The organism is Antarctobacter heliothermus (assembly GCF_002237555.1).
GTDB lineage: Bacteria > Pseudomonadota > Alphaproteobacteria > Rhodobacterales > Rhodobacteraceae > Antarctobacter > Antarctobacter heliothermus_B.
The window spans coordinates 1,268,788-1,293,872 of the sequence record NZ_CP022540.1 but is presented as its reverse complement, the minus strand read 5'-3'; the positions used below and the strand labels follow the sequence as shown (position 1 = coordinate 1,293,872).

Below are 25,085 nucleotides of genomic sequence, written 5' to 3'. Positions count from 1 at the left end.
CCCAAGGGCCTTTCAGTGCCGGAGTCCCTGCACAACCGGTCGGGTCAGCACGAGCAGTGCCGGAAGCAGGGACAAGATCGAGGTGACCGAGAGAAAGCCAAGCGCAAGGTTGACCTCGGACCAGGTGATCGTCGCCGAAACAAGGATGTCGGTGCGCGCCGTCACGATCCGTGACAGCACAGCGGTCGCACCAAACCCACATACCAGACCCAACGCCGTCCCTGCCGCCAGCAGTGAAACGCCGTAGCCCCAGACCACCGCCATCACAAATCGGCGCGGCGCGCCCAGCGCGCGCAGCATGGCCAGTTGCCGTTGAAACAGTCGCGACAGTATGAACATTCCCAACAGGACCGAGGCCGCGACCAGCATCTGGGTCACGATCGACATAACCTGCATGGCTTGCCGGACATCGCCCATCACCCGATACAGGCTGGCCAGAACCGTGCCGGGAAAAAACGCCATGGTCTCTCCTGCCTCGGTGAATGTGGACCGCAGCGCGTAGGTTGCCGACATATCAGAGGCCCGCACGATCACCGCTGGCGTGCCGGGGAACAGGGCCGGATCAAAGGGCGGGCCGATCTTGTCGCCTTCCTCAAACGGATGGCCATTGGCTAGTCCGTGCACCTCCCATACCGTTTCGATCGGGATCAGGATGGCACGGTCCCATGGCGATCCACTGCGCGCCATTCGGCCCACCACCTCTATTTCAAACGCTTCGTGCGAGTCATGTTCGGCCTCATCACCCACTCCGTGTGCCGGCGAAAAATGGTCCCCCACTTGCAGGTCGATAGAAGCGCCGACAACCGCCTCGCCGGTGCGGGCAAACAGGCGCCCCTCTATCTGACCGTCGGACAGATAGGTGACAAACTCCGCGATGGTTCCGACAACTGGCGCGCCGTTATGACTGTCGCCAAAGGCAATGGGGGCCGCGATCTCGACCCTCGGATGGCTGGCAATCCGATCATAGACCGCGCCATCCAGCAACGGCACCGCAGAGGATTGCAGAAACACCGAGGCCAGCATCAGCGTCAACTCAGAGCCGGGGGCGGCCACCACAAGATCAAACTTTTCCGCCGCCCGCGCGCTGCCCACGCGAAGGCCCCGCTCCTGAGCGATCAACCCGATGCCCATACCAATAGACACTGCAATCAGCACAACGAACATCACGTTGGCCCAGCGAAACCGCCAGAGCAGCGCGCCCACCAGAGGCATGGGTTGAAAACCGCGCAGCAGCGCGACCCCGACACCCAACAACGGCAACAGCAATACAGCAGCAATCAGCATGTCCTGCGCAAGGACGGGCAACGAGTTCCCGTACTCTGTCATGCGGTCGGATCACTTCTGAAATGGGTATTCGGGCCGATCATGCGGTGCCAACCCTGGTGTCGTCAGTCAATTGACCGTCCCGGATGGTCAACACTCGGTCTAAACGGTCAAGCAGATGCAAATCGTGGCTTACTGCGATCAACGTCTTGCCGCTGTCACGCACCAACGCCACAAGATCGTCGATCAACTGGTCCGCAGCCGGGCGATCAAGGCTGGCGGTCGGTTCGTCTGCCAGCAGGATTGCCGGATCGGTTGCTAAGGCGCGCGCCACCGCCACGCGCTGCCGTTCACCACCGGAAAACGACGCCACCGAACGGCTGTCCCGTGGAACACCCAACCGATCCAGCCGATCCGCGGCACGAGCATTGACCTGCGCCCGATCCCCGGATGTCGAGAACAGCGCCGCAAGGCTGGCATTTGCGCGCGGCGACAGTTCTTCGAACAATAGGTAGTCTTGAAAGATCAGCCCCATATGCGCCGCCCGAAAGGCGGTGCGCCGTTCAGCAGACAATTGTGCCAGATCGGTCTGCCCCCAGCGCACGCTGCCTTTGGCCGCCAGCAGCCCGCTGAGCGCGTAAAGCAGCGTCGATTTGCCGGCGCCAGATGGTCCGCGCACACCAATCAACGATCCCGCGGGCAGCGACAGCGATGGCACCCGCAGCAAGGTCCGCGCGCCCGCGACAACGGTCAGGTCAGACAGATTCAACGACAGGCTCATCCACTCAAACCTCTAAGAATGTTGCGCCCGTCAGACGAACCAGTCCGTGACCGCCGGTTAGAGCGTGCGCAACGCGCGTCAAATGGGAACTGGGCATCCGTAGACCCCATTTCCGCCGGCCGGAAGAAACTCCGCATGGAAAATATCCCAAAGTCAGCTATGAGCCGCCGCAGTCTTAGGCCAGCGCGGTACAAAGAAAAAGGCCCCGGGACAGGCAGTGGATCACGCCAATGGCACCCGCAGAACGCCCGCTGGTGCCAAGGTGATCCCGGCAACCTGCCGATCCTGCAAGCTGTGATTAAACCAGAAACGTTCCATCGTGGTGGTGCGGGTGCGCACACCTTCGGGCAGATCGACCGTCTCCAGACCGGCGCGTGCGCACAATGCCCGCGTCAAGCGATCCAGACCCGCATCGTCCAGCCAGCCGCCCAAGTAGATCATAGTGTCTACCCCGGCGGCGACGGGCGTACCGGTTTCGGTCTCAAGCAAGGGTTCGGCGGTGGTTTCCAACTCTTCCAGATACGTCTGCACCGCACCGCCACCGCGCAACGGCACTGGCATATCGGGCCGCAGGCTTTCGACTCGCGTCACCGTCACTGGCAGGCCGGGAACTGCGGGCGGCAGGGGCAGAGGAATGCGGAAATCCACGTCACGCGCGGCAGTGCGCGGCCCCAGCACAACCTGCGCATTGCTGGCCAGCAGCGCCGTTTGCAACGCCTCCGGCAGATGCATCAGCCCCGGCGCAAGAAGCAGCTTGTAGCCCGCCAACGACTTGGCCTGAGGTGGCAGTATATCCACGTCCAGCCCGGCCCGCCGCAACGCGCGGTAGGTGTCGAAGACAAGCGAGAAGTAGGACGCGCCCTTGGCATGAGGCTGAATCGCCCACATCCATTCCGCTTCATAGTCAAAGACCAGCCCGACAGACGCCTGCGCGGGGGACACCTCGGGCGCATCGGTAATCTCGACAGCGACCTGTCGCACCTCGTCACAGGCGGGGGCCTCGACGCTGTCAGGGCGTAACAAGCCCGCGTGCATCTGTTCCTGCGCCATCGGGGCCTGCCGCCACCGGAAATAACACACCGCCTCTGCCCCGTGAGCAAAGGCTTCCCACGTCCAAAGACGTACCATGCCGGGAAACGGCGAGGGGTTGTAAGGGGCCCAGTTCACCGGACCGGGCTGTTGTTCCATCACCCACCAACGCCCGTTCCTGCCCACGGCGCGGTACAGATCGTGATGGAAAGCTTGAAAATCCGGATCCCCCTGACGCGCATAGTCGCGTTGCTCCGCGACGGGGCGCCCAACGCGGTCCTCCAGAAATCCCAGCGGATAGCTGTCCCATGAGGCGATATCCAGATCGGCGCCCACCTTGTAGTGGTCGAATTCCGTCACGCGCCCCATGTAGTTGTGCGCAATCGGCGCGTCGGAATGGGCGCGGATAATGTCCACCTGCGCGCGGTTAAAACGGACCACCTGATCGGACGAAAACCGGCGAAAGGCCATCACATGCGCTGGATTGGGCTCCGTCACCGTCAGGTTGGGCAGGCCGATCTGGTCAAAGTCATCGTAAATCATCGACCAAAAGACGTTGCCCCACGCCCGGTTCAACGCATCGGTCGATTGATACCGCTGCGCACACCAGTCCTGAAACGCCCGGCGTGCCGCATCGGAATAGCTCAGCGTCGTGTCGTGGCAGCCGTATTCATTGTCCGTCTGCCATGCGGCCACATGGGGATTGCGACCATACCGTTCTGCCAACAAACGGGTGATGCGTTTCGATTCCTCGAAATACCCATTGTGCGAAAAACAGTAGTGACGACGTGAGCCAAAGCCGCGCGCGCGCCCCTCAGCATCGACAGCCACCATATCGGGATAGCGATCCAGCATCCAACGCGGCGGCGTCGCGGTGGGCGTGCCCAGCACCACCTTTAGCCCGTGATGCCCCAATATCTCGATCGCACGGTCCAGCCAGTCGAACCGCAGATCGCCCGGCGCGGGTTCGATCACCGACCATGCAAATTCTCCGATCCGGACCCAAGTCAGACCAAGGCCAGCCATGCGGGCGGCATCCGCCTCCCACATCTCTTCGGGCCAGTGTTCGGGATAATAGCAGGTGCCGAGTGTACGTTTCATCGGGGCGTCTTTCGCGGACAGGTCTTACGGGTGCGACAGGCGGTCAACCCGTCGCCGCGTCCCATGCTGCCACCATTTCAGCAGCTCGGTCGGCGATCTCGGGCACGGACATGCCCGGTTTGAACAGCGCCGACCCGATGCCGAAACCCGTGATCCCGGCCTTGAGCCATGCGCCGAACTCTGCCGGACCGACGCCGCCGACCGCATAAGTGGCGGCCTCTGGCGGCAGAACGGCCTTGAGCGCGGACAGCCCGTCCAGTCCAAGCTTGAACGCCGGAAAGAATTTCAGCCCGTCGGCCCCGTTGCGCAGAGCGGTAAACGCCTCTGTCGCGGTCATGACGCCCGGATAAGACAGCATTCCCGCTGCCTTGGTCGCTGCAATCACGCGTGGATTGCAGTCGGGGGAAACAACCATCCCGGCCCCTATCTCACGCAGCTGCCCCACCTGTACGGGGTCGAGTACCGTACCCGCACCAATCAACGCGCGATTCCCCGCATGCACAATCATGCGGCGTATGGTTTCGAACGGATCGGGAGAGTTCAGCGGCACCTCGATCTTGGTAATGCCGGCATTGATCAGCGCGTCGGCAACCGGTTCAGCCTCCGCCGTTGTCAGTCCGCGCAGGATGGCAATAATTTCTCGGGTCATATCTTGTCTTTCAGATGATGGTAGGCGGCGGTCAGACCCGCCAGCGTGATGTCGCCCGCAGGCACGAGCCGTGCGGCGGCCCCCTGCGCGGCCAGTGCGTCGCGATAAGCCGCGGCCACTGCGTCCTCGCCCAGAATGACGATGTCCTGCCCCAACCAATAGGGCCGCGCCGCCGCCAGTTCCGCGCCGATCAACAGGCCCGAAAGGCGCGCGCGGGTCACATCTGCCCCGGTGCCGTTCAGCAAAGAGTCAGCGCGCAGTGTGAACAGAGAAGACGTCAGCGTCGCGGGGCGCGAAAGCGTGTTGCTGACCGCATCGGCGAAGGCGGCGCTGTCCCACCCTTCCCCGCCCAGTGAATGGCGCAGAACCGATTGGCCGCCAAGCAGGGCAAACAGTTCTCCGGTCATGAAGGTCCGGAAAGAAACAATCTCATGGGCGCTGATATGCACCCATTTGTTGTGTGTGCCGGGCAGGCAGAGCACCCCATCGAAACCGGGCTCTTTCGCCAGAAACCCGCCGATCTGGGTCTCCTCGCCGCGCATCACGTCCGGCGGGCGCATCTGCTTGATCCCAGGCAGGATATGGAGGCGCAACCGCGGGTCGCGTGTGGTCACCTGCGTCCCCTCAAACGGGACGGCACAGGGGGTTTCGACATAGGGCGCCTCTGCCCATCCCTGCCGCGATCCGGCCATGCCGCAGATGATCACCGGTAACGCTTCGGGCAGATCATCCCCCAACAGGTTGAGCAAAGCAGGTTCATAGTCCTCTGACGACAGCCGCGACATACCAAGGTCTGAATCTATCCGACGCAGCGGTCGGTCGTCATTTCCCATCGGCCAGAGTCGCAGATGCGAAGTACCCCAATCGGCCGCAATCCATTTTGGTGTCTCGGTCATGGCAGGCGTTCTCCTTCCAGCACCCAGATCCCATCCGGAAAGCGCCAGGGCAAGGCCACGCCCTGTCGCATCAGCGCCTGCCCGGATAACGTCAGGGAGTCGTATTTCAGTGCAGGCGCGCCGCGCGACAAGCCCGGTGCCTCATCAGCATTGAGCAGGGTGATCCGGTAGCGCGCCTGCGGGTCGAGCCCGGTCAGGCACAGCGGACGCGGCAAGATTTGGGATGACGTCGCTGACTGCCCGACAAAGGCGACAAAGCGACTGCCGTCCTGCGCCAGTTGCAATTCGGCAATCACCGCCGGGTCGGCATGATCCAGCTGGAGAATGGCGGCGTCCATGCGCCAATCGCGATTGGACTTCCACCAGGCCGTAACGGATTTCAGCACCTGCGCCTCTTCCTCGGTCAGCTCGCGCGGGTCCATCTCGAACCCCATGTGGCGTTGCGCGGCCACCCAGGCGCGGAACCGGATGTCGTGGATACGGCCCGACGTGTGGCATTTGCGCGGGCCGACATGGCTGCCGGTGACGCTAGCGGGCAGGAACAGCGCGGCGTCATGCTGGATCCGCAGGCGTTCAGCTGCGTCGTTGCTGTCAGACAACCAGACGCGGCCTGTGTGTTGCAGGATGTTGAGGTCAATCCGCCCCCCGCCAGAGGCGCAACTTTCAATCTCAACCCCCGGATGCGCGGTGCGCAGACGCCCCAACAAGGCGTTCAGCATCAGCACTTGGCGCTCATCGACGACCGGCAACAACCGGTTGTGATCCCATTTCAGATAGCCGATTGGCGCGTCGTTCAGCACTGCGTTTAGCCGATCAAAGAGGTAATCGCAGACCGCCCGTTGCGACAGGTCCAGAACGAATTGCTGCCGCCCCGGCGTCTGATCAACGGGTCCAAGCAACCAATCGGAATGCGCGCGAAACAGGTCGCTATCCTTGTTGATCATCTCCGGTTCAACCCAAAGGCCAAACTCCATCCCAAGGGCCTGCACATACTCTGCAAAGGGACGTAATCCGTCCGGCCATTTGCGCGGATCAACGGCCCAGTCGCCAAGACTGGTGGTGTCGTCATCCCGCATCCCGAACCACCCATCGTCCAGCACAAAGCGTTCTGCGCCCAGATCGGCGGCACGGCGGGCGATGTCCTGCAATTCGGCGGGATCATGGTTAAAATAGATCGCTTCCCAGCAGTTGTAGTGCACCGGACGGGGGTGCCGTGCATTCCCTTCAGTCAGGCCGCGAACGTGGCGTTGAAAGGCGCGCGCGCTACCGTTCAGCCCATCGGCGCTATAGCAAGCGGTCAGCGCGGCCGTGCAGGCCTGCCCGGATGTATGGCTGCCAGGGGCATGACCAAACTGGATTTGGCGACGCCCATCGGGCAGTTCCTCGGCCACCATGCGGTGGCCGCCGGACCAGTCATACGACAACGCCCAAGCCTCGCCTTGCGAATTGGTCGTACCGGGTGTGGTGAGGATCGCGAACGGCGGGTGTTCGTGCCCGGACCGCCCCATACGCGCCTCGCGCATATGGACACCGGGACGCCAGTCATGGCGTTGACGCTGAAACTCACCAATCCACCGACCCGAGAAATCGATCAGCCCGTCAGAGGCACTCGAGACCGGCAGCACAGGCGTCGCCAGCCAGTCGATCGCCAAACCCGGCGCGTCGATCTTTGCCCAGGTCTGCAACATGCCGTCATCGGTCAGCGCGATCTGCGCGTGATAGACGACACCGCAGTCCGCATCCTTGGCCGTGATCCGCAGCTCACTTTCCCTTGCTTCAACAGAGGCGCTAAATGTCGGCATCACACGCCGCCCATCCCTGCCAATCAGCACGAAACCAGGTTGACCGGCCCAGCCCTGCCGCGCCTCTGGACAGATCGACAAGCGAGCGTTGGCGTCCATCATGCCACCCGTCACATCCAGCCGCTGTGACGCGGCCAGTGTCGCCAGATCCTCATCCGCTGGCAAAGGCGCGCCCCAATAGATCACACCGGGCAGCACCGAGCCTTCTTGCACCAGAACAAGCGTCTGGCCCGGATCATCCAGCCTCCATGCCTTCACTTGACGGCCCCTAGGGTCAGCCCGGCGATAAAGTGCCGCTGCATCAGAAAGAACATCGCCACTGGCGGCAGGGCGGCCACGATGCTGCCCGCGCTCATCAGATGATACTGCGCCACAAACTGGGAGTTGAACGAGGTAATGCCAGCAGTCACAGGCTGCGCCCCTGGCCCTTGCGTCAACACCAACGCCCAGAAGTAATCGTTCCAGATAAAGGTGAAAATCAGCACTGACAGCGCCGCGATGGCGGGCCGCATGAGCGGCAGCACCACAAACCAGAAGATACGCCATTCGGCGACGCCCTCGACCCGCGCCGCCTCGATCAATTCATGTGGCAACGCTCGGATAAAGTTCCGCATGAAGAGCGTGCAAAACCCGGTCTGAAACGCGACATGGAACAGGATCAGACCCAGTTTTGTATCGTACAAACCAATCGACACGGTCAGGTCACGCACCGGTACCATGAGGATCTGGAACGGCACGAAGTTGCCCGCAATGAACATGAAGAAAATCAGCAGGTTGCCCTTGAACCGGTAGATGCCCAGCGCAAAACCCGTCATGCAGGATAGCGCCACCGCGCCGATCACCGTCGGCACAGTGATCAGCACCGAATTCCACAGGTATCGCGGCATGTCTGACTCAAAAAACACCTTGCCGTAGTTCTCGAAGAATTCGAACGACGAGGGCATGCCCCAATAGTTGCCGTTGGTGAAATCCGCCAAGGGGCGGATCGAAAACAGGGCCACGGCGATCAACGGCAGCAGCCACATGATCAACGCCAGTGGCAACAACGCCTGATAAGAGACCTGCACCGCCGTGCTCTGTTTCTGGATCGGTGTTGGAAACATGGCTCAGGCCCCCTGCTTCTTCTTGGCAAAAATACTCATCTGCAACGGTGCCATCAGTGCCGCCCTGCCCGTTCTTCGCGCCACATCGACCACAGGAAGTAGGCGATAAAGACCAGCATGATCAGAAACAGCACCACCGCGATGGCCGAGCCGTAGCCCATGCGGAACCCGTATTCCGACAGCGCCTTTTCGAACATGTAGAACGACAACACGCGTGTTGATCCGAACGGTCCGCCGTTGGTCATGATCGAAATCAGGTCAAAGGACCGCAACGCACCGATGATCGTAACGACAAAGGCAATGAACGTTGCAGGGCGCAGTTGCGGCAGGATGATATGCCACAACATCCGCCAACGCTTGGCCCCGTCCAACCGACCGGCCTCGATCTGTTCGGGGTCCACCGCGTTCAGACCTGTCAGATACAAGATCATGCAATAGGCGGTCTGCGGCCAAAGCCCGGCGGCGATGACGCCGTATGTGGCCAGGACTGGATCACCCAGTACATTGATTGGCTCCATCCCAAAGGTGGTGATGACTGCGTTTAACAACCCCTCTCGTGGCAAGTAGAACCACGAGAAAACAAGACCCACGACCACTTGGCTGATGACAAAGGGAAAGAAGAACAGTGATTTATACAGGCGGATGCCGGTCACTGTCTGGTTGAGGAACAGAGCGATTAACAGGCCCGCCGGGATCGCCAGCAGATACAGCACCAACCATTTCATGTTGTTCCAGAGCGATACCTCAAAGGCGCGGTCCTGCATCAGGCGTTCATAGTTGCGCAGACCGACCCATTCGGCCTCTCCCAACCCGTCCCATTTATAGAACGAGATGTTAAAGCTCTGCCCGATGGGAATGATCACATAGAGCAGAAAGAACAGCACTCCGGGCAGCAGGAACAGGATCGGTGTGACGATCTGGGGATTCCAGCGGCGGTTGGCTTTGACGATCGACATGAACGGACCCTGCGCGTTTGGAGGTGTCGGTGTGGGGGCCAGCCCCCAAACCCCCGGAGTATTTGAGCCAAGAAGAAATGGCTGCCGGGGAAGATGTACGGGCCCGGCACATGTCCGGACCCGTGACGAGAGGGCGGGATTGCCCCGCCGCGCCGTCAATAGACGTCTTGCCGGGTGAACTCGAGCCGCTCAAGGATGTCGTCAAGGTTGTCAGGGAACACCATGAACTCTTGCAGGCCCTCCATGCCGGTCTTGGCCATCTCTGCCGGGAAGTCGCGGTCAAAGAACTGGGCAATTCCGCCGGTCGCGTTTTGCGACAGCATGACAAAGCCCTGCTGCAGGAATTCATCGTCGCCAACGGTTGCGTTTGAGTTGACCGGAAGTTGGCCCAGACCATCGGCGGCGTTGATTTTGGTCTGCACCTCGGGCGAGGTCACATATTGCAGGAAGGCGCGCGCGGCCTCTTTGTTCTTGGCGTTCGACGCGATGTGGAAGGTGTCCGTCGGTGCGTCTTCGCCCATCGGATGATCGCCGATCTTGGGGAATTGGTAAAAGTCGATCTGATCGTCGGTCAGTCCAGCCTCGCGCAGGTGCGGCACCACGAAGTTCCCCATCAGGTAGGCCGTTGCCTCACCCTTGACGAAGAAGGGCAGCGCCTCTTGCCAAGAATAGGTTTGGTGATCGTCGATGAAGGCGCCCATGTCGATCAGCTTGCGCCAGTTGGCAAAGGTGGCGCGCACGCCTTCGTCCTCTGTCCATGACAACTCACCCCGGGCCAGTGCCATGTGGTGGTCAAAGCCGTTGGTGCGCATATTGAGGTAATCGAACCAGCCGCCCGCGGTCCACAGGAACTTGGTCCCGATGGTGTAGCACTTGCGACCTGAATCGAGGATTTTCTGGCAGTTGGCGATCTCTTCTTCGAAGGTCGCAGGCTCTGTCAGGCCGAGTTCATCAAAGATGTCTTCGCGGTAGTAGATGCCCCACTGGTAGTAGGTATAGGGCACGCCCCACTGCTTGCCGTCCATCGTCATCGCGCCCTTGACGCTGTCGAGGCCGGTCAGATCGCCGTTTTCCCACATGTCCGTGATGTCCTCGAACAGGCCCGCGCGGACATAGGGGCCCATGCGGTTTGCGGCGTACCAGTTGATTACATCTGGCGCATCGGCGGTCAGAGCATTGCGGATCTGGCTTTTCCAAGCCTCGCGGTCGACCACGTCAACCTCAACCGTGAGATCGGGGTGCATCGCGTCAAAATCAGCGGCCAACCCTTCGATGATGGCGCGGGGCGCCGGGTTCGACATGTCCGACATGATCCGGAGTGTGCCCGACAGATCGGCGTAGGCCGGTTGTGCAAGCGCGGTGGTCAGAACAAGCGCACCGGCGGCGCGCGTGAAAGTCTTCAGCATGGTATCCTCCCAAATGCCGGACGGTTCCACATAATGAAACCTATTTCCAACTATTGAAACCATGACCGATTCAGGCTATCGCTGTCAACAGTCTCGTCGGCTCGACCGGCGACAGGGGAGGACACCATGAACCAGCAAGGACGCGCGGGCGACGGCACCGTTGGCAAGGCGCTTGAGGTGCTGGAACAGGTGGCCGGGTTTGACCGTCCCGTACGGTTCGGCGAGGTTCTGGAGGCATCGAACCACCCAAAGGCCACGCTATACCGCCTGCTGCAAACGCTCGTGAACCAAGGGATGCTGCGTTACGACGACGCCTCGCAGACCTATGCGCCGGGGCTACGGCTGGTACGGCTGGCGCATACCGCGTGGCGGCAAAGCTCTTTGGCCCCGGTGGCGCGACCGTTTCTGGATGATCTGTCGCGACAGGTTGGGGAAACGATCCACCTGGCCCAGTTGGACGAGGGGCAGGTGCTGTATGTCGACAAACGCAACGCCGTGCGCCCGATCGAGATGTTTTCCGCTGCTGGCAAGGTGGGACCGGGCTATTGCACCGGCGTCGGCAAGGCGATGATCGCCCACCTAGCAGAGCCGGACCGGGAAACCGCGATCGCGCGACAGTCCTTTTACCGCCACACACCCGCAACCCTGACCGATGCCGCCACATTTCGCGCCGAACTGGATGCCATCCGGGAGGCGGGCATCGCCTATGACCGCGAAGAACATGAGCCGGGCATCATCTGCATCGCCGCCCCGATCCTGTCCGGCGCGGGGCGGGTGATTGGCGCGCTGTCGATCACCAATTCGACACAACGCAATTCGCTGGAGGGGTTGGCCGCATTTCGGCCCGCCCTTCTGAAAACGGCCGAAGAGATTTCCGAGGCTGCCAGCACCTGGCAGTTTCCGGGTTAACGGGGGAGGAGCGCCCATGTCCGGTGTCACTTTGACGAACGTCGTCAAGAAATACGGGGAGACAAAAGTCATCCACGAAGTCTCGCTAGGGATCGAGGAAGGGGAATTTTGCGTCTTTGTCGGTCCATCGGGCTGCGGAAAATCGACGTTGTTGCGGATGATCGCGGGTCTCGAAGAGACGACTGACGGCAAGGTCGAGATCGGCGTGCGGGATGTAACCCGCGCCGAACCAGCAGAGCGCGGCGTGGCAATGGTGTTCCAGACCTACGCCCTGTATCCACACATGTCGGTCGAGGAAAACATGGGGTTTGGGCTGCGGATGAACGGCCACCCAAAGGCCGAGATCAAGGAAAAGGTGGCAGAAGCATCGCGCATTCTGAAACTGGACGATTACCTGAAACGCAAGCCCAAGGCGCTGTCCGGTGGTCAACGCCAGCGGGTCGCCATCGGGCGCGCCATTGTGCGCGGGCCAGAGGTATTCCTGTTTGATGAGCCACTGTCGAACCTAGACGCTGAACTGCGTGTCGACATGCGGGTGGAAATCGCCCGCCTGCACAAGGAAATCGGTGCGACGATGATCTATGTCACCCATGATCAAGTCGAGGCGATGACCCTTGCCGACAAGATCGTGGTGCTGCGCGCCGGCCAGATTGAACAGGTCGGCGCGCCGATGCATCTGTACAAAGACCCGGACAACCGCTTTGTCGCCGGATTTATCGGCTCTCCCAGCATGAACTTTCTAGCCGGAACGGTGACGGGCAACGCGGTGACGGTCCCCGCGTTGGGGGGCCGTGAGGTATCCGCCAATGTCACTCTGCCCGCCGAGGGCAGCGCGGTGCTGGTGGGGGTCCGCCCGCAGAACTTGACTGTTGTGGAGGGCGGTGGCCTGACACTGGACATCCGTGAGCGGTTGGGGGGCGTGGCCTATGACCACATTCTGACACCGGATGGCGGCAAGATGATTGTTGAGACGCGCGGCGACGAGGACATCCCGGAAAGCAGCGCGGTGGACGTGACCTTTGACCCGGCCGATGCGCTGTTCTTTGACGGCTCGACAGAGGCCCGTTTGCGGTAACACCTTCGGCTTGACATCCCTCCTCGGCGCTGCGCGCAATCCCGAGCAAGGAAAATGAGGAGGGGTTTCATGTCAGGTCTGTTTTCGCTGAACGGTCGGCGCGCGCTGATCACCGGATCATCACAAGGCATCGGGCTGGCGCTGACGCGCGGGCTGGCACAGGCGGGCGCCGAGGTTGTGCTGAACGGGCGCGACACGGCCAAGCTGTCCGCCGCAGCCGCAACCCTGCGGGATGAGGGCGCAACAGTGTTTGAACTCGCGTTCGACGCCACCGACCACGCGGGCGTGCGCGCCGCTGTTGACGGGTTTGAGGCGGACCACGGGGCCATCGACATCCTTGTGAACAACGCCGGGATGCAGCACCGCACACCGCTAGAAGATTTCCCCGCAGAGATGTTCGAAAAGCTGCTGCAAACCAACGTGGCCAGTGTTTTTCACGTCGGGCAGGCCTGCGCCCGTCACATGATCGAACGCGGGCGCGGCAAGATCATCAATATCGCCTCTGTTCAGACCGCGCTCGCCCGTCCCGGCATCGCGCCCTACACCACGACCAAGGGCGCAGTCGGCAATCTGACCAAGGGCATGGCAACCGATTGGGCGCGACACGGGTTGCAGTGCAACGCGATTGCGCCCGGTTATTTCGACACACCCTTGAACAAGGCGCTGGTTGATGACCCCGAGTTTTCCGCATGGCTGGAAAAACGCACGCCCGCAGGTCGCTGGGGCAACGTTGAGGAACTGGTGGGCGCTTGTGTCTTCCTGTCCTCGGACGCGTCGAGCTTTGTCAACGGGCACACGTTGTATGTGGATGGAGGCATCACAGCCTCGCTGTGATCCCCTCCCCGGTTAGCTGCCGACCGCCTGAGCCTGATTGACCCGCTTTGACAATTCGGCCCGGCTTTCGACCCGTTCCGAATAGCGATCAACCAGATGGTCGCGGATATCGCGCGTGAGCAGGGTGAACTTGACCAGTTCCTCCATCACATCGACGATCCGGTTGTAAAAAGGCGAGGGCTTCATCCGGCCCGCATCATCAAACTCATCCCATGCCCGCGCAATCGACGATTGGTTCGGAATAGTCAGCAAGCGCATCCAACGGCCAAGGATGCGCAACTGGTTGACGGTATTGAAACTTTGGCTACCGCCGCAGACCTGCATCACGGCTAGTGTCTTGCCTTGTGTTGGACGCACGCCGCCCATCGACAGCGGAATCCAGTCAATCTGCGATTTCATCAGCCCGGTCATCGCGCCATGCCGTTCAGGAGAAGACCACACCATGCCCTCAGACCATGTGACGAGTTCGCGCAACTCAGCGACCTTGGGGTGATCTGGCTCTTCTGTATCGACCTGCGGCAGTCCGCGCGGGTCAAAGACGCGCACCTCTGCACCAAAGCGGGTTAGGATGCGCGCGGCCTCTTCAGCGCTAAGGCGGGCATAACTGCGCTCGCGCAGCGATCCGTACAGGATCAGGATGCGCGGCGCATGGGTGCTGGGCGTCTTGGGAAACAAAGTCTCGACCGTGATTGGCAAAACGCTATCGTCGTTCAGTTGGGGCATATCATTCATCGAGGTCAGTCCGGGAATTGAGAGAATTTCAGGCGAAACGGGCGCGCGTGCGGTTGGCGAAATAGACAAGTGACAACATCACCGGCACCTCGACCAGCACGCCGACAACAGTGGCCAGCGCCGCACCAGAGTTGAGGCCGAACAGGCTGATCGCGACGGCTACGGCCAGTTCGAAAAAGTTGGAGGTGCCGATCATTGCGCAGGGGGCAGCGATCTTGTGCGGCACCTTCAGCGCGTAGGCCGCGCCATAGGCCAGCGCAAAAATGCCATAGCTTTGGATAACGATTGGCACAGCGATCAGGGCAATCACCAATGGGCGCGATAGGATCACCTCGCCTTGCAGACCGAACAGGATGGCGACGGTTGCAATCAGGCCGACCACGGACCACGGTTTGACCCGCGCGGTGAACGCTTCAATCGCCTTCGGGCTGCCCAGCGCCCGCCGTGTCAGCAAACCTGCGACCAGCGGCAGTACAACGTAAAGCACCGTCGCCAGAACCAGTGTTTCCCACGGCACTGATATCTCTGTCACGCCCAGTAGAAAGGCCACGATGGGCGCAAAGGCGACAACCATGATCAGATCGTTCACAGATACCTGCACCAGCGTATAGGTGGCGTCCCCGCGCGTCAGTTGCGACCAGACAAAGACCATCGCCGTGCAGGGGGCCGCCCCCAACAGGATCAACCCGGCTGTGTATTGGGCGGCGTCCTCGGGCGCGATCCATGGCGCAAAGACGTAGTTAAAGAACAGAACCGCCAGCAGCGCCATGGTGAAGGGCTTGATCAGCCAATTGACCACCAGTGTCACGATCAAGCCGCGCGGTTGTCGGGCAACGCCCGCCACGGCACCGAAATCCACGCCCACCATCATCGGGTAAACCATCGCCCAGATCAGCACAGCGACGACCAAGTTGATGTTGGCGACCTCGGCCGCCGCAATAGCCTGCACCAACCCGGGGGCCAGCGTGCCGATCGCCAACCCGGCGATCATGGCCAGCGCGACCCACAAGGTCAGATAGCGTTCAAAGGTACCAAGGGCACTGTCAGAGGGGGTCGTATCAGTCATATTTCGGTTTCCCTGGGTCGTATCTTGCAGTTAGCGGTGGATGGGCAAGCGATCTGGTCAAGGACGGGTTGGCACAGTTCCGCCCGCCCGCCGCAGCAATCCTCCATCAAAAAGGACAGCAACGTGCGCATCCCGTCCATATTGGCAAAATACCGGACCGATCGGCCTTCGCGCTGTGAGGTGACAAGGCCCGCTGCAGACAGGATAGTGAGGTTGTTGGACAGCGTGTTCGGGCGAATTTGCAACGTCTTGGCAATTTGACCGGCGGCGACACCGTCGGCCCCGGCCCGGATCAACAGGCGGAAAACATCAATCCGCATGTCGTGGGCAAGTGCGGCGAGGCTAGAGATTGCGTCCATCTTTTCCATACTTCATGTATAATGGAACTGATGATCTTAGCAAGACCCCGAATGGCCGTGCATGGCAGTCATGTCACCACAGAGAACCCAGACGGCACTGCGCGTCCCTGATCGCCTGTTCCGATGGCGATCCCATGATCTTGGACGTTCCCCATATGCGGACCTCTTGGAGGCGCCCAAAACAACACCGACTTTAGGCGCGTCGCCAAGCCTGCCTGTCCGTGCTTAACTTTCGCAGCAAATTTTTGGACGGAAGACATGATAACACGTCATCACGTCGAGGAAATAGAACGCGTTCTGGAAGGGCGCACCACGGGACGCGACCGTCAGGTTGCTGACTCGTGGAAGCGATGCGTCGAGATCTATGGCTTGGACCCAGCGCGGACGGATCCGGCGCATATCGTTACCGAAACCGAACTCAAAGAGCACCGCATGCAGGCGGAGCGACTGATTTCCTCTGCACGATCCGGGTTGCAAAACCTGTTCCGACAGGTGGCCCGTCAAAACTACACCGTGCTTCTGACCGATGCCAAAGGCGTCTGTGTCGACTTCTTCGGCGATCCCGAATTTGAGCGAGAACTGCGCACCTCCGGGCTGTTTATGGGCGCGCATTGGGCCGAGGATCTGACCGGAACCTCTGCCGCCGGGGCCTGTATCGTCACCGGAGAGCCCGTGACCATTCATCAGGATGACCATTTCGGCAACGCCCATACGGCCCTGTCCTGCACAGCTGCCCCGATCTATGACAGTATGGGCCAACTAGCGGCCGTGCTGGACATTTCACTGCTGCAATCCCCCTCTCCAAAGTCCAGCCAGAACCTTGCGATGAGCCTGGTGACCGCCTCGGCCCGTCGGGTCGAAATGGCCAACCTGATGGCGCAAAGTCGGCGGGACTGGGTGCTGCGCTTGTCTGCCAGCCCTGAATTTCTGGATGTCGACCCCGAGGCCGCGCTGACACTGGATGGATCGGGGCGGATCATCGGGTTTACCCGTGCCGCCGACATGCTGTTCAGGGGCGAAACCGGCTCTTTGCTGGGACAGAGGATCGATTCCATTCTGGATCTTTCGGTCGACGATCTGCCCGATCTAATGCGGGACCGTCCGACCGAAGACCGAGTGGTCAATATCCGCGAGGGTGGCGCGCTGTTCGGTCATGCCATCGCGCCCAAAGCGCCCAGATCGCCGGGGCCTCTGACCGGGCGACAACGCCAGAGCGGGGGCGCACTGGGCGGTCTGGCGGGCCCAGATCCAGTGATGCAGCGTCTGTTGAAACAGGCTGAACGACTGGCGTTGACGGATGTGCCCCTACTGCTGACCGGAGAAACCGGAACCGGCAAGACAAGGCTGGCGCGCGCGATCCACGTCGCAGCCGGCCCGGACCGCCGCTTGGTGACCGTCGAATGCGCGGCGCAAACCGCTGGCCGTCTGATCGAAACACTGGGGCCGTCGGGCCCGACCCTTGCCACAGTACTTCTGCGCCGCATCGAAGACCTGCCCCCAGATGCGCAAGCATTGTTGCCGTCACTTCTGGACGAGCGACCCGGTTTGCGCACGGTTGCCACGTCCTGCGTTGATTTGGGGCAAATGATCCGCGACGGCTCTTTTCACAAACCGCTGTTCTATCGCCTGTCTGGTGCTCCACTTGCCTTGCCTCCGCTGCGAAAACGGCAGGATCTGGGATGGTTGGTCGACCGACTTCTGCGCCGCCGCGCTCCTGATGACCTGCGCCTGTCACCCGCTGCGCGGGCTGATCTGACCGGTCGCGTCTGGCCCGGCAACCTGCATGAGCTGGAACGCGTTCTGGATGCCGCCATCGCCCTGCGGGACGGCGATGTGATCGACCTACCCGATTTACCGCCTCCGGCCACGGATGTCAGCGCGCCCACCGGCGGCGACTCTCTGGAGGAGGTGCTGAATGCTTGCGGATGGAACATGGCGCAGGCTGCCCGGCGACTGGGTGTCAATCGGTCAACCGTGTTGCGCCGAATGCGCCGCGCCGGTCTGATCGCACCTGCCTGATTGCGGATGTTGCACGACGTTGCGCGCGCAACGTCTGCCCCGCTTTTCTCACGCTGCATCTGAAAATTCGGCCCATCGCTGTAGCGCGACGGGACAGTCGTGCCGGATAGTCCTGCATCAGAGGCGCGAATGAGGAGGAGACGCGATGCTCGATACCACAGTGACGACCCGCACGCAGGAGGTGCTGGACACATTGAACGCGGCATTTGCCGCTGAAGACGTGGACCGGATCAAGGCGCAGTTTGCAACCGACAGCTATTGGCGCGATCTGGTTGCCTTTACATGGAACCTCAAGACGGCCGAGGGCCCAGATGACATCGGTGCGATGCTGCACAGCCAATTGGCGACAGTCAAACCCGAAAACTTTCAGCTGCAAGACGGTGAGGTCCCCACGGAGGAGGGCGGGATCACCACAGCGTGGATCACGTTTGAAACCGCGACAGGACGCGGCTGGGGCCTGATGCGACTGAAAGACGAACGCATCTGGACGCTGCTGACAGCCTTGCAGGAACTCAAGGGGTTTGAGGAACCGCGCGGTAAACGGCGCCCGATGGGGGCGAAACACGGGGCGGGCAAAAACCGCACCACGTGGAAAGAGGAAAGAGAGGCTGAAGCCGCGAGCCTTGGCTATGACACCCAGCCCTACACCGTGATCATCGGCGGCGGGCAGGGCGGCATCGCCTTGGGCGCACGGCTGCGCCAACTCGGCGTGCCGACAATCGTTTTGGACAAGCACGACCGTCCCGGCGACCAATGGCGCAACCGCTATAAATCGCTTAGCCTGCATGACCCTGTCTGGTACGATCACCTGCCCTATCTCAAGTTTCCCGACAACTGGCCGGTTTTCACCCCCAAGGACAAGGTCGGTGATTGGCTGGAAATGTACACCAAAGTGATGGAGCTGAACTATTGGTCGCGGTCAGAAGTGACCAAAGCCAGCTTTGACGAGGTCGCCAACGAATGGACCATCGAGGTTAATCGTGACGGCGAAAAAGTGGTGTTGAAACCGACACAACTGGTGCTTGCGACCGGCATGTCGGGCAAGGCCTTTGTGCCAGAGTTCGCGGGCATGGAAAGCTTCGCCGGCACGATCCAGCATTCCTCGCAACACGACGGGCCGGATGCCTGGACCGGCAAAAAGGTGGTCGTCATTGGTTCCAACAATTCGGCGCATGATATCTGTGCCGCGCTGTGGGAACACGATGTCGATGTGACGATGGTTCAGCGGTCCTCGACCCATATCGTGCGGTCAGAATCGTTGATGGAGATCGGGCTTGGTGCGCTGTATTCCGAGGAAGCGGTGGCCAATGGTGTGACCACGGAAAAGGCGGATATGATCTTTGCCTCTTTGCCCTACCGCATCATGCATGAATTCCAGATCCCCGTATACGACCAGATCCGCGAGCGCGACGCAGAGTTCTACGCCGGACTGGAAAAAGCCGGGTTTGAGCATGACTGGGGCGACGATGGTTCGGGCTTGTTCATGAAATACCTGCGTCGGGCGTCGGGATACTACATCGACGTCGGCGCAAGCCAGTTGATCATTGATGGCGAGATAAAGTTGGCTCATGGACAGGTCGATCACTTCGAGGCGGATGCTGTCGTTCTTGCAGATGGCACCCGGTTGGAAGCTGATCTGGTGGTGATGGCAACGGGCTACGGATCAATGAACGGGTGGGCCGCCGACCTCATCAGTCAGGACGTCGCGGACAAGATTGGCAAGGTTTGGGGGCTGGGATCGGACACCACCAAAGACCCCGGTCCTTGGGAAGGTGAACAGCGCAACATGTGGAAACCGACTCAGCAGCAGAACCTATGGATGCACGGCGGCAACCTGCACCAATCGCGGCATTATTCGTTATATTTGGCCTTGCAATTGAAAGCGCGGCTAGAGGGGCTGGAAACGCCGGTCTACGGTCTACAAGAGGTGCATCATTTAAGCTGACGCATAAATCGCCCCGGGTCAAAACCCGGGGCGATTTATGTTGCCCCTGCCACCAGGAGTCAGCATTTCAGGACAAACTTGGGCCTTCCGCAACATTACGTTCCGACCAATACTGCGTCCTTTTCAGCGGTCAGTTTATGCGCCGCACGGCCGGGGGTTGCCCCCAACGGGGCAATGAGACGGAAAAAGACCAGCGTCAGGAACAGGGTGAAGACGGTAGCAAAGCCAACCCGCCGACAACTGTCGACACCGCCGTCATCATCACCGGGCGCAGGCGCACCGCATCGCATCGCGGATTGCGCTGTCCAGATCACGGCCCTGCTCTCGCGACTGATTGGCAAACTCGACAATCAGGATACCGCTCTTGGCCATGATCCCGTTCAGAATCACAAGGCCAATCTGACTGTAGTAGTTGAGCGTCCCGCCTGTCAGCCAGATCGCTAGCACCGCCGCGCCTAGCCCAAAGGGCACAGTCAGCATGATGACTACCGCAGAGGCAAAGCTTTCGAATTGGGCTGCCAGCACCAGCAGAACAACAAGCGCGATACCAAAGACCATGGCCGTGCCGGATTGCGCATCTTCCAGCGTCACCGCCTCGCCGCGAAAGACAAAGCGCACATCGTTGGACAGGACCTCTGCGGCCAGTACCTCGGCGCGCGCGGCGGCACCCCCAGACTGACACCAGCGCCCAGATTGGTCTCGCCCGGAACCGCGCAAGCAAAATCCTCGCGGGCAAGGCTGGACACGGTTGAGGTCGGTGTCAGTGTCACAACGGCTGAAAGGGGCACAAAGGCACCGTCCTTTCTGCGGATCCAGACGTTCTCAATGTCTGACGGGTCCCGGATCGGTTTGCCGCCGGGCACGAGCCGAACATCCGTTTTCTCACCCTCGACAAAGACCTCTGTTGCTGTAATGCCCTGAGTCAGCGTGTTGATTGTTGTTGCGATGCTGGCGGGCGACAGACCAAGTTCCGTCGCCATTTCCCGGTCGATTTCAACGTTCATAAGCGGCGTGGTCGCGTCATAGGGCAGGTTCGGGTTTGACAAGGCGCGATCCGCCTCCATCGGCGCGACAAGCGCGTCGCCCTCGGCGGCAAGGCGGGCATAGTCGTTGCCCAAAAAGGCAAACTGCAACCCCCGCCCGGCGCCACGGATACCCAGTCTGTTGGGCGAAATCGCGAAGACAGAGATGCCGGGTATGGTGCTTAACCTTGGATTCAGTTCGGCTAGAATTTCTCGCTGGCTGCGGTCGCAGTCCTCCCAATCGGTAAGGCGCACTATGACCGTCGCGCTGGACGTTCCGCCCCGGCCGATCAGCGTTTGCACGGCTGCGATCTCTCCGCTGTCAACATAGGGCTGCAAAAAGGCCTCGACCTTTTGCATCTGCTCGTCCGTGAAAGACAGGCTTGCAGCCGACGGCGCAGTGCCGCGAATTAAAAATGCGCCGCGGTCCTCGGCCGGGGTCAGCGTCGACGACAGATTTGAATAGGTGCCAAACGACACGATGGCAAAGGCGACGTCGGCGCCGATCGCGATGGCTGGCGCGGCAAGCACCAGCGCCAACGTCTGCGCAACAAAAGACGACAGCAACACGCAGAACGCGAGGACAAACCCAAATTCGGAAAAGATCCCCCCTGCCTGCCCCGGCAAAAGCGAAATCGGGATAGACACTGCTGCAAGCGTTGCAGTGGTCGAAATTACGGCGAAAAACACCTCATTTGTGCCGCTGGCCGCAGCACGCGTGCCCCCATACCCTAATGGCGACGGCGCACGATGTTTACGATCACGACGATGGCGTCATCCACCACCATGCCGGTCGCCAGAACCAACGCCAACAATGTTATGGTGTTGGAAGTGAGGGCAGCGGTACTCCGATCGGGAATTCATTCGCCTGGGCACCTGCCACCTGAAATTCCGCCATGCCTGCGAATGACGAAAGCCGCTCGGTGATCAGACTCTCGGCCATGTCCGTCAAATCCTTCATCGACGCATCTCCCATGAGGGCGAGGCGGATGATGGGAGCGACGTCAGAATCGTTCTTTGTGACTGTTGGGTCGTCGATCCCTTCAAGCAGTTGCCGTTCGGTTCGGGTCAAGATTTCACTGACCTCGCTGGCAGCGATATTGATATTGCCGTCGTTGAGATCAATCGTCAGCCTGCTGCGGCCATAGCTGGAAGAGGCCGAAACAGATTTCATACCATCAAGCTACCCCAAAACGTCCTCAATGACTGCAGTGACCTCGGCATCGACCGTTTCCAGCGCGGTGCCATCCCATGTTACCGTGACAGACAGCACAGGTTGATCAACATTGGGCATTTCGCGCACTTCGACGCCGTTCGGCGCCGCAAACCCGGCGAAGGCGATCACAAGGTTCAGCACAATGGCCAGCACGGGACGCGCGACAAATGTATCGGCAATCCCGCTGCGGATCTGTTGAATCGACATCAGTTCACGCGCTTGGCAAGCGTGTCAGGGGTCCCGAATTGTGACGCGTCAACAGCCGGCTCGTGGCAGGTGGCGCACCCGCATCGCTTATGTCAGCGGGTCCAGACGCATGTGGTCCACTCCCAGTGACAACCGCAGCCCCTTCGCGCAGCTTTTGAACGCCCTTGACAACCACTTACTGGCCCGGTTTCAGATCGGCCTCTAGCCAGACAGTATCGTTAGCTCGATGACGAATGGCAGCGCTGACAGTCTGGGCCTTGCCGTCTTCGACAACCCAGACCGGCGCGCCCGCACGGCTCCACGTCAGGGCAACTGCAGGCACACTCGGCAGCGGTGCATTGTCGCGCGACAGAACTACGTTAATAATCATGCCCGGCAGCATCAGCCCTTCTGCATTGTTGGCCGTAGCGCGAACCTTGATCGTGCGAGTGGTGCTGTCGATCTGCCGTTCGAACCCCTCCACGATCCCTTCGAAAACGCGCCCCGGCAAGGAGGCCGTCATCAACCGGACCTTTTACCCCACCTGAACAACCGGCGCCGCGCGATCCGACAGACCAAACTCAACCGTCAGGACCGACTGGTCGGGGACCGTGACAACGGTGGCCCCGCCGCCACGGCGACCGCCATCCTCGCCGGGCCCAAGCGCACCAGACGTTGCCGATGCGCCAACGGGTCCGCTGGCCGCAGCCGCATCCGCCTGTTTGCCGGGCATCCCAAAAGTCAGGACCCAAGCCAGCGCAATAATTGCCACCCCAACCAAGCTGGAGATAATCGTTTTCATTCAAGTTGGTCCGCAGAATTGCCATGCCGGCGCCAATTGGCCACCAAGTGGTTTTTTAGGAGCTCTACTCTAGACGCACAGGTTCCCGTCGCAGTAAAATGGCTTTCTTTGCCTCTTCCGCCGGATTTTAATCTAGCGCGCGCAAAACGCGCAGAGCTCCGCCACGATTACCCAAATCACTCGGACATTCTGTCTGCAGAGCATTTGTGGCCGGTGGGTGAAGTGAGACTATTGTGCTGCCTTGGGACAGCCGTAGGCGGAATGAGGACTACGCCCGTAGGTCAGCTCATTGCTGGCTGCCCGAATGATCTTGCGAACGCTGTGCCGCAACTCATGCAAGTTCTGCTCGATAGGCGTCTTGTCGTATCAGCTTGCGCGGCGATCCTGGAAATCGTTCACGCACGCAAAATCCAAAACTAACGTCCGACGGCCAGGGAGTATGAAGACCATCGATCTATGCCTGTCGTTTTGGACGTCGATTGACCCTTCTATGGGATCATTTTTGCTGGCTCGCGCTTCTTCTCGGCGAAGACCAGCGATTAGGAAAATCATAGCTTTTGTCTGTGCCCGAAATTCGAAGAGGAGCGTAGCCTCAGTTCGGGCACATGAGGGGAGCGAGTTCAGGAAGTCGTCTGCCTTTTTCGGTGGTCATGAGCACTTGAATGTGGCGTCTCACCCAGCAAGAGACTGCCCGAAACAATCAGAGTTCCCAATGCGATAGAACCGGCGCTATAGACCAGAAAGGCATCTGCAAAATTTAGTCCAAAAAACACATACCCGACGATGGCGGCGAACAAGCCGATGAAGCTACTGAGCATATAAATGATTATCGCCATCCTGCAGTCTCCTGTTCTGATTGAAGCGGCTGTATTGTAGCGCCTATCTTGGTCCGAGCATCCATACGCTCTTGCACACGATCGAAGGACAGGCGCACACGTTGTCCACGTCGTGCATTGGGGGTGATCGGCGTTCCGACGCAAACCCTCACGGATTGCAACGCCGCGAGTGCGCTCGCATTCTCGCAGGTTTCGAGGTAGCTGTTTATGCCTGCTTCCAGCTCCGGCGGATAACCCGGGTCGATATTGCGTGCGATGCAATAAAAAGCCCCGTTCCCTTGGTATGCCATCAACAGGCGCTCGGTGTTTACGGTCGCCCGAATTCCGCCAGCGCACCGTTCAAGGATGTCGACAAAATCCGGTGTTGTATTGTCGTAGTAATGACGGATTGGATCCTCGATCTGGACGCCAAAGAGGCGGACGTCCGACAAGGCCTCGCTGGGCAGCTGCGTCAGGTAGTTACCTAGCGAGAACGGAAGGATCAGTCTTTCGACACCCTCCACCAAAAGACTGTCCGAAAGAGCGAACTTGTGGCGGCCAGAGCGGAGGGATCGGGCCTGAGGGCCGTGATCGCGGTCCATGTTCTGCAATACCATGCAGTCATTGCGGTGCAACATCCGCTTTGCGACGTGTACGCGCCCGACCAAGTCTTTCGCGGTAGAGCGTTTGAAAATGTAGTCATTTGCTCCGGCGGCAAAGGCGGCTTCGATGGTGTCAGCGTCGTCGCGGGCCGTAAGCATGATAATGGGCGTGTCACGATAGCGTGGCAGCCTCCGGATACGGGCGCACAGTTCTATCCCGTCCATTTCCGGCATTTCGATATCCAGAACGAGACAATCGAATTGCTCATCCCCGTTGCTGAGGATGGACAAGGCCATATGGCCACTTTCGGCAACGTGAACGGGTGGGAAACCGGAAGTCGCGAAAATCATAGGTATCAAGTCTCGGGAAATGGGACTGTCGTCTACCGCGAGAATTCTCATGTCCGGCTCCTATCATTGGTTGCACGCGTTGGGAGTTGTCCCGGACAGGGCAAAAAGTTTGCCCTGTCCGGATGCCTGCCCCATCTGGGGGTATTGGGGGTCGGGACAGGCCGGG

General features: G+C 60.5%; 22 protein-coding genes and 2 pseudogenes. 5 read left to right on the top strand and 19 right to left on the bottom strand.

Translation table 11 applies throughout. The features are described from left to right. Positions 1-12 precede the first annotated feature (12 nt). The 9 genes from ANTHELSMS3_RS06070 to ANTHELSMS3_RS06030 form a co-directional block, all read right to left on the bottom strand. Positions 13-1,326, bottom strand: a complete 1,314-nt coding sequence (locus ANTHELSMS3_RS06070) for an ABC transporter permease (RefSeq protein WP_094034102.1) — start codon at positions 1,324-1,326, stop codon at positions 13-15. Positions 1,327-1,363: 37 nt separating this feature from the next. Further along, positions 1,364-2,044, bottom strand: coding sequence for an ABC transporter ATP-binding protein (locus ANTHELSMS3_RS06065; protein WP_094034101.1), 681 nt, complete (start codon positions 2,042-2,044; stop codon positions 1,364-1,366). A gap of 222 nt (positions 2,045-2,266) precedes the next feature. Next, the gene (locus tag ANTHELSMS3_RS06060; protein WP_094034100.1) at positions 2,267-4,174 is read right to left on the bottom strand and encodes a beta-galactosidase; all 1,908 of its coding nucleotides are present in this window, start codon (positions 4,172-4,174) and stop codon (positions 2,267-2,269) included. A gap of 43 nt (positions 4,175-4,217) precedes the next feature. Next, positions 4,218-4,823, bottom strand: coding sequence for a 2-dehydro-3-deoxy-6-phosphogalactonate aldolase (locus ANTHELSMS3_RS06055; RefSeq protein WP_094034099.1), 606 nt, complete (start codon positions 4,821-4,823; stop codon positions 4,218-4,220). Continuing rightward, the gene (locus tag ANTHELSMS3_RS06050) at positions 4,820-5,719 is read right to left on the bottom strand and encodes a 2-dehydro-3-deoxygalactonokinase (RefSeq protein WP_094034098.1); all 900 of its coding nucleotides are present in this window, start codon (positions 5,717-5,719) and stop codon (positions 4,820-4,822) included. The genes ANTHELSMS3_RS06055 and ANTHELSMS3_RS06050 overlap by 4 nt, the downstream gene beginning before the upstream one ends. Next, positions 5,716-7,779 carry an alpha-galactosidase gene (locus ANTHELSMS3_RS06045; protein ID WP_094034097.1) on the bottom strand — a complete coding sequence of 688 codons (2,064 nt, stop codon included), beginning with the start codon at positions 7,777-7,779 and terminating at the stop codon, positions 5,716-5,718. The genes ANTHELSMS3_RS06050 and ANTHELSMS3_RS06045 overlap by 4 nt, the downstream gene beginning before the upstream one ends. Continuing rightward, positions 7,776-8,624: a carbohydrate ABC transporter permease gene (locus tag ANTHELSMS3_RS06040; RefSeq protein ID WP_094034096.1), complete on the bottom strand. Its 849-nt coding sequence runs from the start codon at positions 8,622-8,624 to the stop codon at positions 7,776-7,778. Before ANTHELSMS3_RS06040 ends, ANTHELSMS3_RS06045 begins: the two co-directional genes overlap by 4 nt. A gap of 53 nt (positions 8,625-8,677) precedes the next feature. Next, entirely contained in the window at positions 8,678-9,580 is a 903-nt protein-coding gene (locus ANTHELSMS3_RS06035; RefSeq protein WP_094034095.1) for a carbohydrate ABC transporter permease, read from the bottom strand. Positions 9,581-9,735: 155 nt separating this feature from the next. Further along, complete coding sequence (locus ANTHELSMS3_RS06030) at positions 9,736-10,986, bottom strand: ABC transporter substrate-binding protein (RefSeq protein ID WP_198319888.1); 1,251 nt, start codon at positions 10,984-10,986, stop codon at positions 9,736-9,738. A gap of 126 nt (positions 10,987-11,112) precedes the next feature. Between ANTHELSMS3_RS06030 and ANTHELSMS3_RS06025 the strand changes: the two genes are divergently transcribed. From ANTHELSMS3_RS06025 to ANTHELSMS3_RS06015, 3 genes are all read left to right on the top strand, one after another. Next, the gene (locus ANTHELSMS3_RS06025) at positions 11,113-11,895 is read left to right on the top strand and encodes an IclR family transcriptional regulator (RefSeq protein WP_094034094.1); all 783 of its coding nucleotides are present in this window, start codon (positions 11,113-11,115) and stop codon (positions 11,893-11,895) included. 16 nt (positions 11,896-11,911) lie between these two features. Then, the gene (locus tag ANTHELSMS3_RS06020; protein WP_094034093.1) at positions 11,912-12,970 is read left to right on the top strand and encodes an ABC transporter ATP-binding protein; all 1,059 of its coding nucleotides are present in this window, start codon (positions 11,912-11,914) and stop codon (positions 12,968-12,970) included. 69 nt (positions 12,971-13,039) lie between these two features. Continuing rightward, positions 13,040-13,804 (top strand): SDR family oxidoreductase, encoded by a 765-nt coding sequence (locus tag ANTHELSMS3_RS06015; RefSeq protein ID WP_094034092.1) that lies wholly within the window; start codon positions 13,040-13,042, stop codon positions 13,802-13,804. 12 nt (positions 13,805-13,816) lie between these two features. On the opposite strand, the gene arsH is transcribed toward ANTHELSMS3_RS06015, so the two are convergent. The 3 genes from arsH to ANTHELSMS3_RS06000 are packed head-to-tail and all read right to left on the bottom strand — an operon-like array spanning position 13,817 to position 15,970. Then, entirely contained in the window at positions 13,817-14,536 is a 720-nt protein-coding gene (arsH, locus tag ANTHELSMS3_RS06010; RefSeq protein WP_094034091.1) for an arsenical resistance protein ArsH, read from the bottom strand. Between the two features lie 28 nt (positions 14,537-14,564). Continuing rightward, positions 14,565-15,602: an ACR3 family arsenite efflux transporter gene (gene arsB / locus ANTHELSMS3_RS06005; RefSeq protein WP_094034090.1), complete on the bottom strand. Its 1,038-nt coding sequence runs from the start codon at positions 15,600-15,602 to the stop codon at positions 14,565-14,567. Next, on the bottom strand, positions 15,599-15,970 hold the full coding sequence (locus ANTHELSMS3_RS06000) for an ArsR/SmtB family transcription factor (protein WP_094034089.1): 372 nt from the start codon (positions 15,968-15,970) through the stop codon (positions 15,599-15,601). The genes arsB and ANTHELSMS3_RS06000 overlap by 4 nt, the downstream gene beginning before the upstream one ends. A 249-nt stretch (positions 15,971-16,219) precedes the next feature. On the opposite strand from ANTHELSMS3_RS06000, the gene ANTHELSMS3_RS05995 reads away from it, so the two are divergent. Then, positions 16,220-17,980 (top strand): sigma-54-dependent Fis family transcriptional regulator, encoded by a 1,761-nt coding sequence (locus tag ANTHELSMS3_RS05995; RefSeq protein WP_094034088.1) that lies wholly within the window; start codon positions 16,220-16,222, stop codon positions 17,978-17,980. A gap of 145 nt (positions 17,981-18,125) precedes the next feature. After that, positions 18,126-19,925 carry an NAD(P)/FAD-dependent oxidoreductase gene (locus ANTHELSMS3_RS05990; RefSeq protein WP_094034087.1) on the top strand — a complete coding sequence of 600 codons (1,800 nt, stop codon included), beginning with the start codon at positions 18,126-18,128 and terminating at the stop codon, positions 19,923-19,925. A gap of 261 nt (positions 19,926-20,186) precedes the next feature. Here the strand turns inward: ANTHELSMS3_RS05990 and ANTHELSMS3_RS25935 are convergent. From ANTHELSMS3_RS25935 to ANTHELSMS3_RS05965, 7 genes and pseudogenes are all read right to left on the bottom strand, one after another. Next, positions 20,187-21,637, bottom strand: a pseudogene (locus tag ANTHELSMS3_RS25935) (efflux RND transporter permease subunit). 41 nt (positions 21,638-21,678) lie between these two features. Beyond that, positions 21,679-21,753, bottom strand: a complete 75-nt coding sequence (locus ANTHELSMS3_RS25930; protein WP_254694913.1) for a hypothetical protein — start codon at positions 21,751-21,753, stop codon at positions 21,679-21,681. 11 nt (positions 21,754-21,764) lie between these two features. Next, positions 21,765-22,370: pseudogene (locus tag ANTHELSMS3_RS25925) on the bottom strand (efflux RND transporter permease subunit). A gap of 175 nt (positions 22,371-22,545) precedes the next feature. Continuing rightward, the gene (locus tag ANTHELSMS3_RS05980) at positions 22,546-22,872 is read right to left on the bottom strand and encodes an efflux RND transporter periplasmic adaptor subunit (protein WP_094034086.1); all 327 of its coding nucleotides are present in this window, start codon (positions 22,870-22,872) and stop codon (positions 22,546-22,548) included. Positions 22,873-22,884: 12 nt separating this feature from the next. Beyond that, positions 22,885-23,151: a hypothetical protein gene (locus ANTHELSMS3_RS05975; protein WP_094034085.1), complete on the bottom strand. Its 267-nt coding sequence runs from the start codon at positions 23,149-23,151 to the stop codon at positions 22,885-22,887. 620 nt (positions 23,152-23,771) lie between these two features. Next, positions 23,772-23,987 (bottom strand): hypothetical protein, encoded by a 216-nt coding sequence (locus ANTHELSMS3_RS25415; protein ID WP_157733410.1) that lies wholly within the window; start codon positions 23,985-23,987, stop codon positions 23,772-23,774. After that, complete coding sequence (locus ANTHELSMS3_RS05965) at positions 23,978-24,970, bottom strand: response regulator (protein ID WP_094034083.1); 993 nt, start codon at positions 24,968-24,970, stop codon at positions 23,978-23,980. Before ANTHELSMS3_RS05965 ends, ANTHELSMS3_RS25415 begins: the two co-directional genes overlap by 10 nt. Positions 24,971-25,085 lie beyond the last annotated feature (115 nt).

Coding starts and splice junctions, on each gene's coding strand:
- arsB (WP_094034090.1), bottom strand. CDS start 15,602: ATGACTGATACGACCCCCTCTGACAGTGCCCTTGGTACCTTTGAACGC.
- ANTHELSMS3_RS05975 (WP_094034085.1), bottom strand. CDS start 23,151: ATGAAAACGATTATCTCCAGCTTGGTTGGGGTGGCAATTATTGCGCTG.
- ANTHELSMS3_RS06040 (WP_094034096.1), bottom strand. CDS start 8,624: ATGTTTCCAACACCGATCCAGAAACAGAGCACGGCGGTGCAGGTCTCT.
- ANTHELSMS3_RS25415 (WP_157733410.1), bottom strand. CDS start 23,987: ATGGCGATAATCATTTATATGCTCAGTAGCTTCATCGGCTTGTTCGCC.
- ANTHELSMS3_RS06035 (WP_094034095.1), bottom strand. CDS start 9,580: ATGTCGATCGTCAAAGCCAACCGCCGCTGGAATCCCCAGATCGTCACA.
- ANTHELSMS3_RS06000 (WP_094034089.1), bottom strand. CDS start 15,970: ATGGAAAAGATGGACGCAATCTCTAGCCTCGCCGCACTTGCCCACGAC.
- ANTHELSMS3_RS05995 (WP_094034088.1), top strand. CDS start 16,220: ATGATAACACGTCATCACGTCGAGGAAATAGAACGCGTTCTGGAAGGG.
- ANTHELSMS3_RS06070 (WP_094034102.1), bottom strand. CDS start 1,326: ATGACAGAGTACGGGAACTCGTTGCCCGTCCTTGCGCAGGACATGCTG.
- ANTHELSMS3_RS06065 (WP_094034101.1), bottom strand. CDS start 2,044: ATGAGCCTGTCGTTGAATCTGTCTGACCTGACCGTTGTCGCGGGCGCG.
- ANTHELSMS3_RS06060 (WP_094034100.1), bottom strand. CDS start 4,174: ATGAAACGTACACTCGGCACCTGCTATTATCCCGAACACTGGCCCGAA.
- ANTHELSMS3_RS06055 (WP_094034099.1), bottom strand. CDS start 4,823: ATGACCCGAGAAATTATTGCCATCCTGCGCGGACTGACAACGGCGGAG.
- ANTHELSMS3_RS06015 (WP_094034092.1), top strand. CDS start 13,040: ATGTCAGGTCTGTTTTCGCTGAACGGTCGGCGCGCGCTGATCACCGGA.
- ANTHELSMS3_RS05990 (WP_094034087.1), top strand. CDS start 18,126: ATGCTCGATACCACAGTGACGACCCGCACGCAGGAGGTGCTGGACACA.
- ANTHELSMS3_RS05980 (WP_094034086.1), bottom strand. CDS start 22,872: ATGACGGCCTCCTTGCCGGGGCGCGTTTTCGAAGGGATCGTGGAGGGG.
- ANTHELSMS3_RS06020 (WP_094034093.1), top strand. CDS start 11,912: ATGTCCGGTGTCACTTTGACGAACGTCGTCAAGAAATACGGGGAGACA.
- ANTHELSMS3_RS06050 (WP_094034098.1), bottom strand. CDS start 5,719: ATGACCGAGACACCAAAATGGATTGCGGCCGATTGGGGTACTTCGCAT.
- arsH (WP_094034091.1), bottom strand. CDS start 14,536: ATGAATGATATGCCCCAACTGAACGACGATAGCGTTTTGCCAATCACG.
- ANTHELSMS3_RS06025 (WP_094034094.1), top strand. CDS start 11,113: ATGAACCAGCAAGGACGCGCGGGCGACGGCACCGTTGGCAAGGCGCTT.
- ANTHELSMS3_RS05965 (WP_094034083.1), bottom strand. CDS start 24,970: ATGAGAATTCTCGCGGTAGACGACAGTCCCATTTCCCGAGACTTGATA.
- ANTHELSMS3_RS06030 (WP_198319888.1), bottom strand. CDS start 10,986: ATGCTGAAGACTTTCACGCGCGCCGCCGGTGCGCTTGTTCTGACCACC.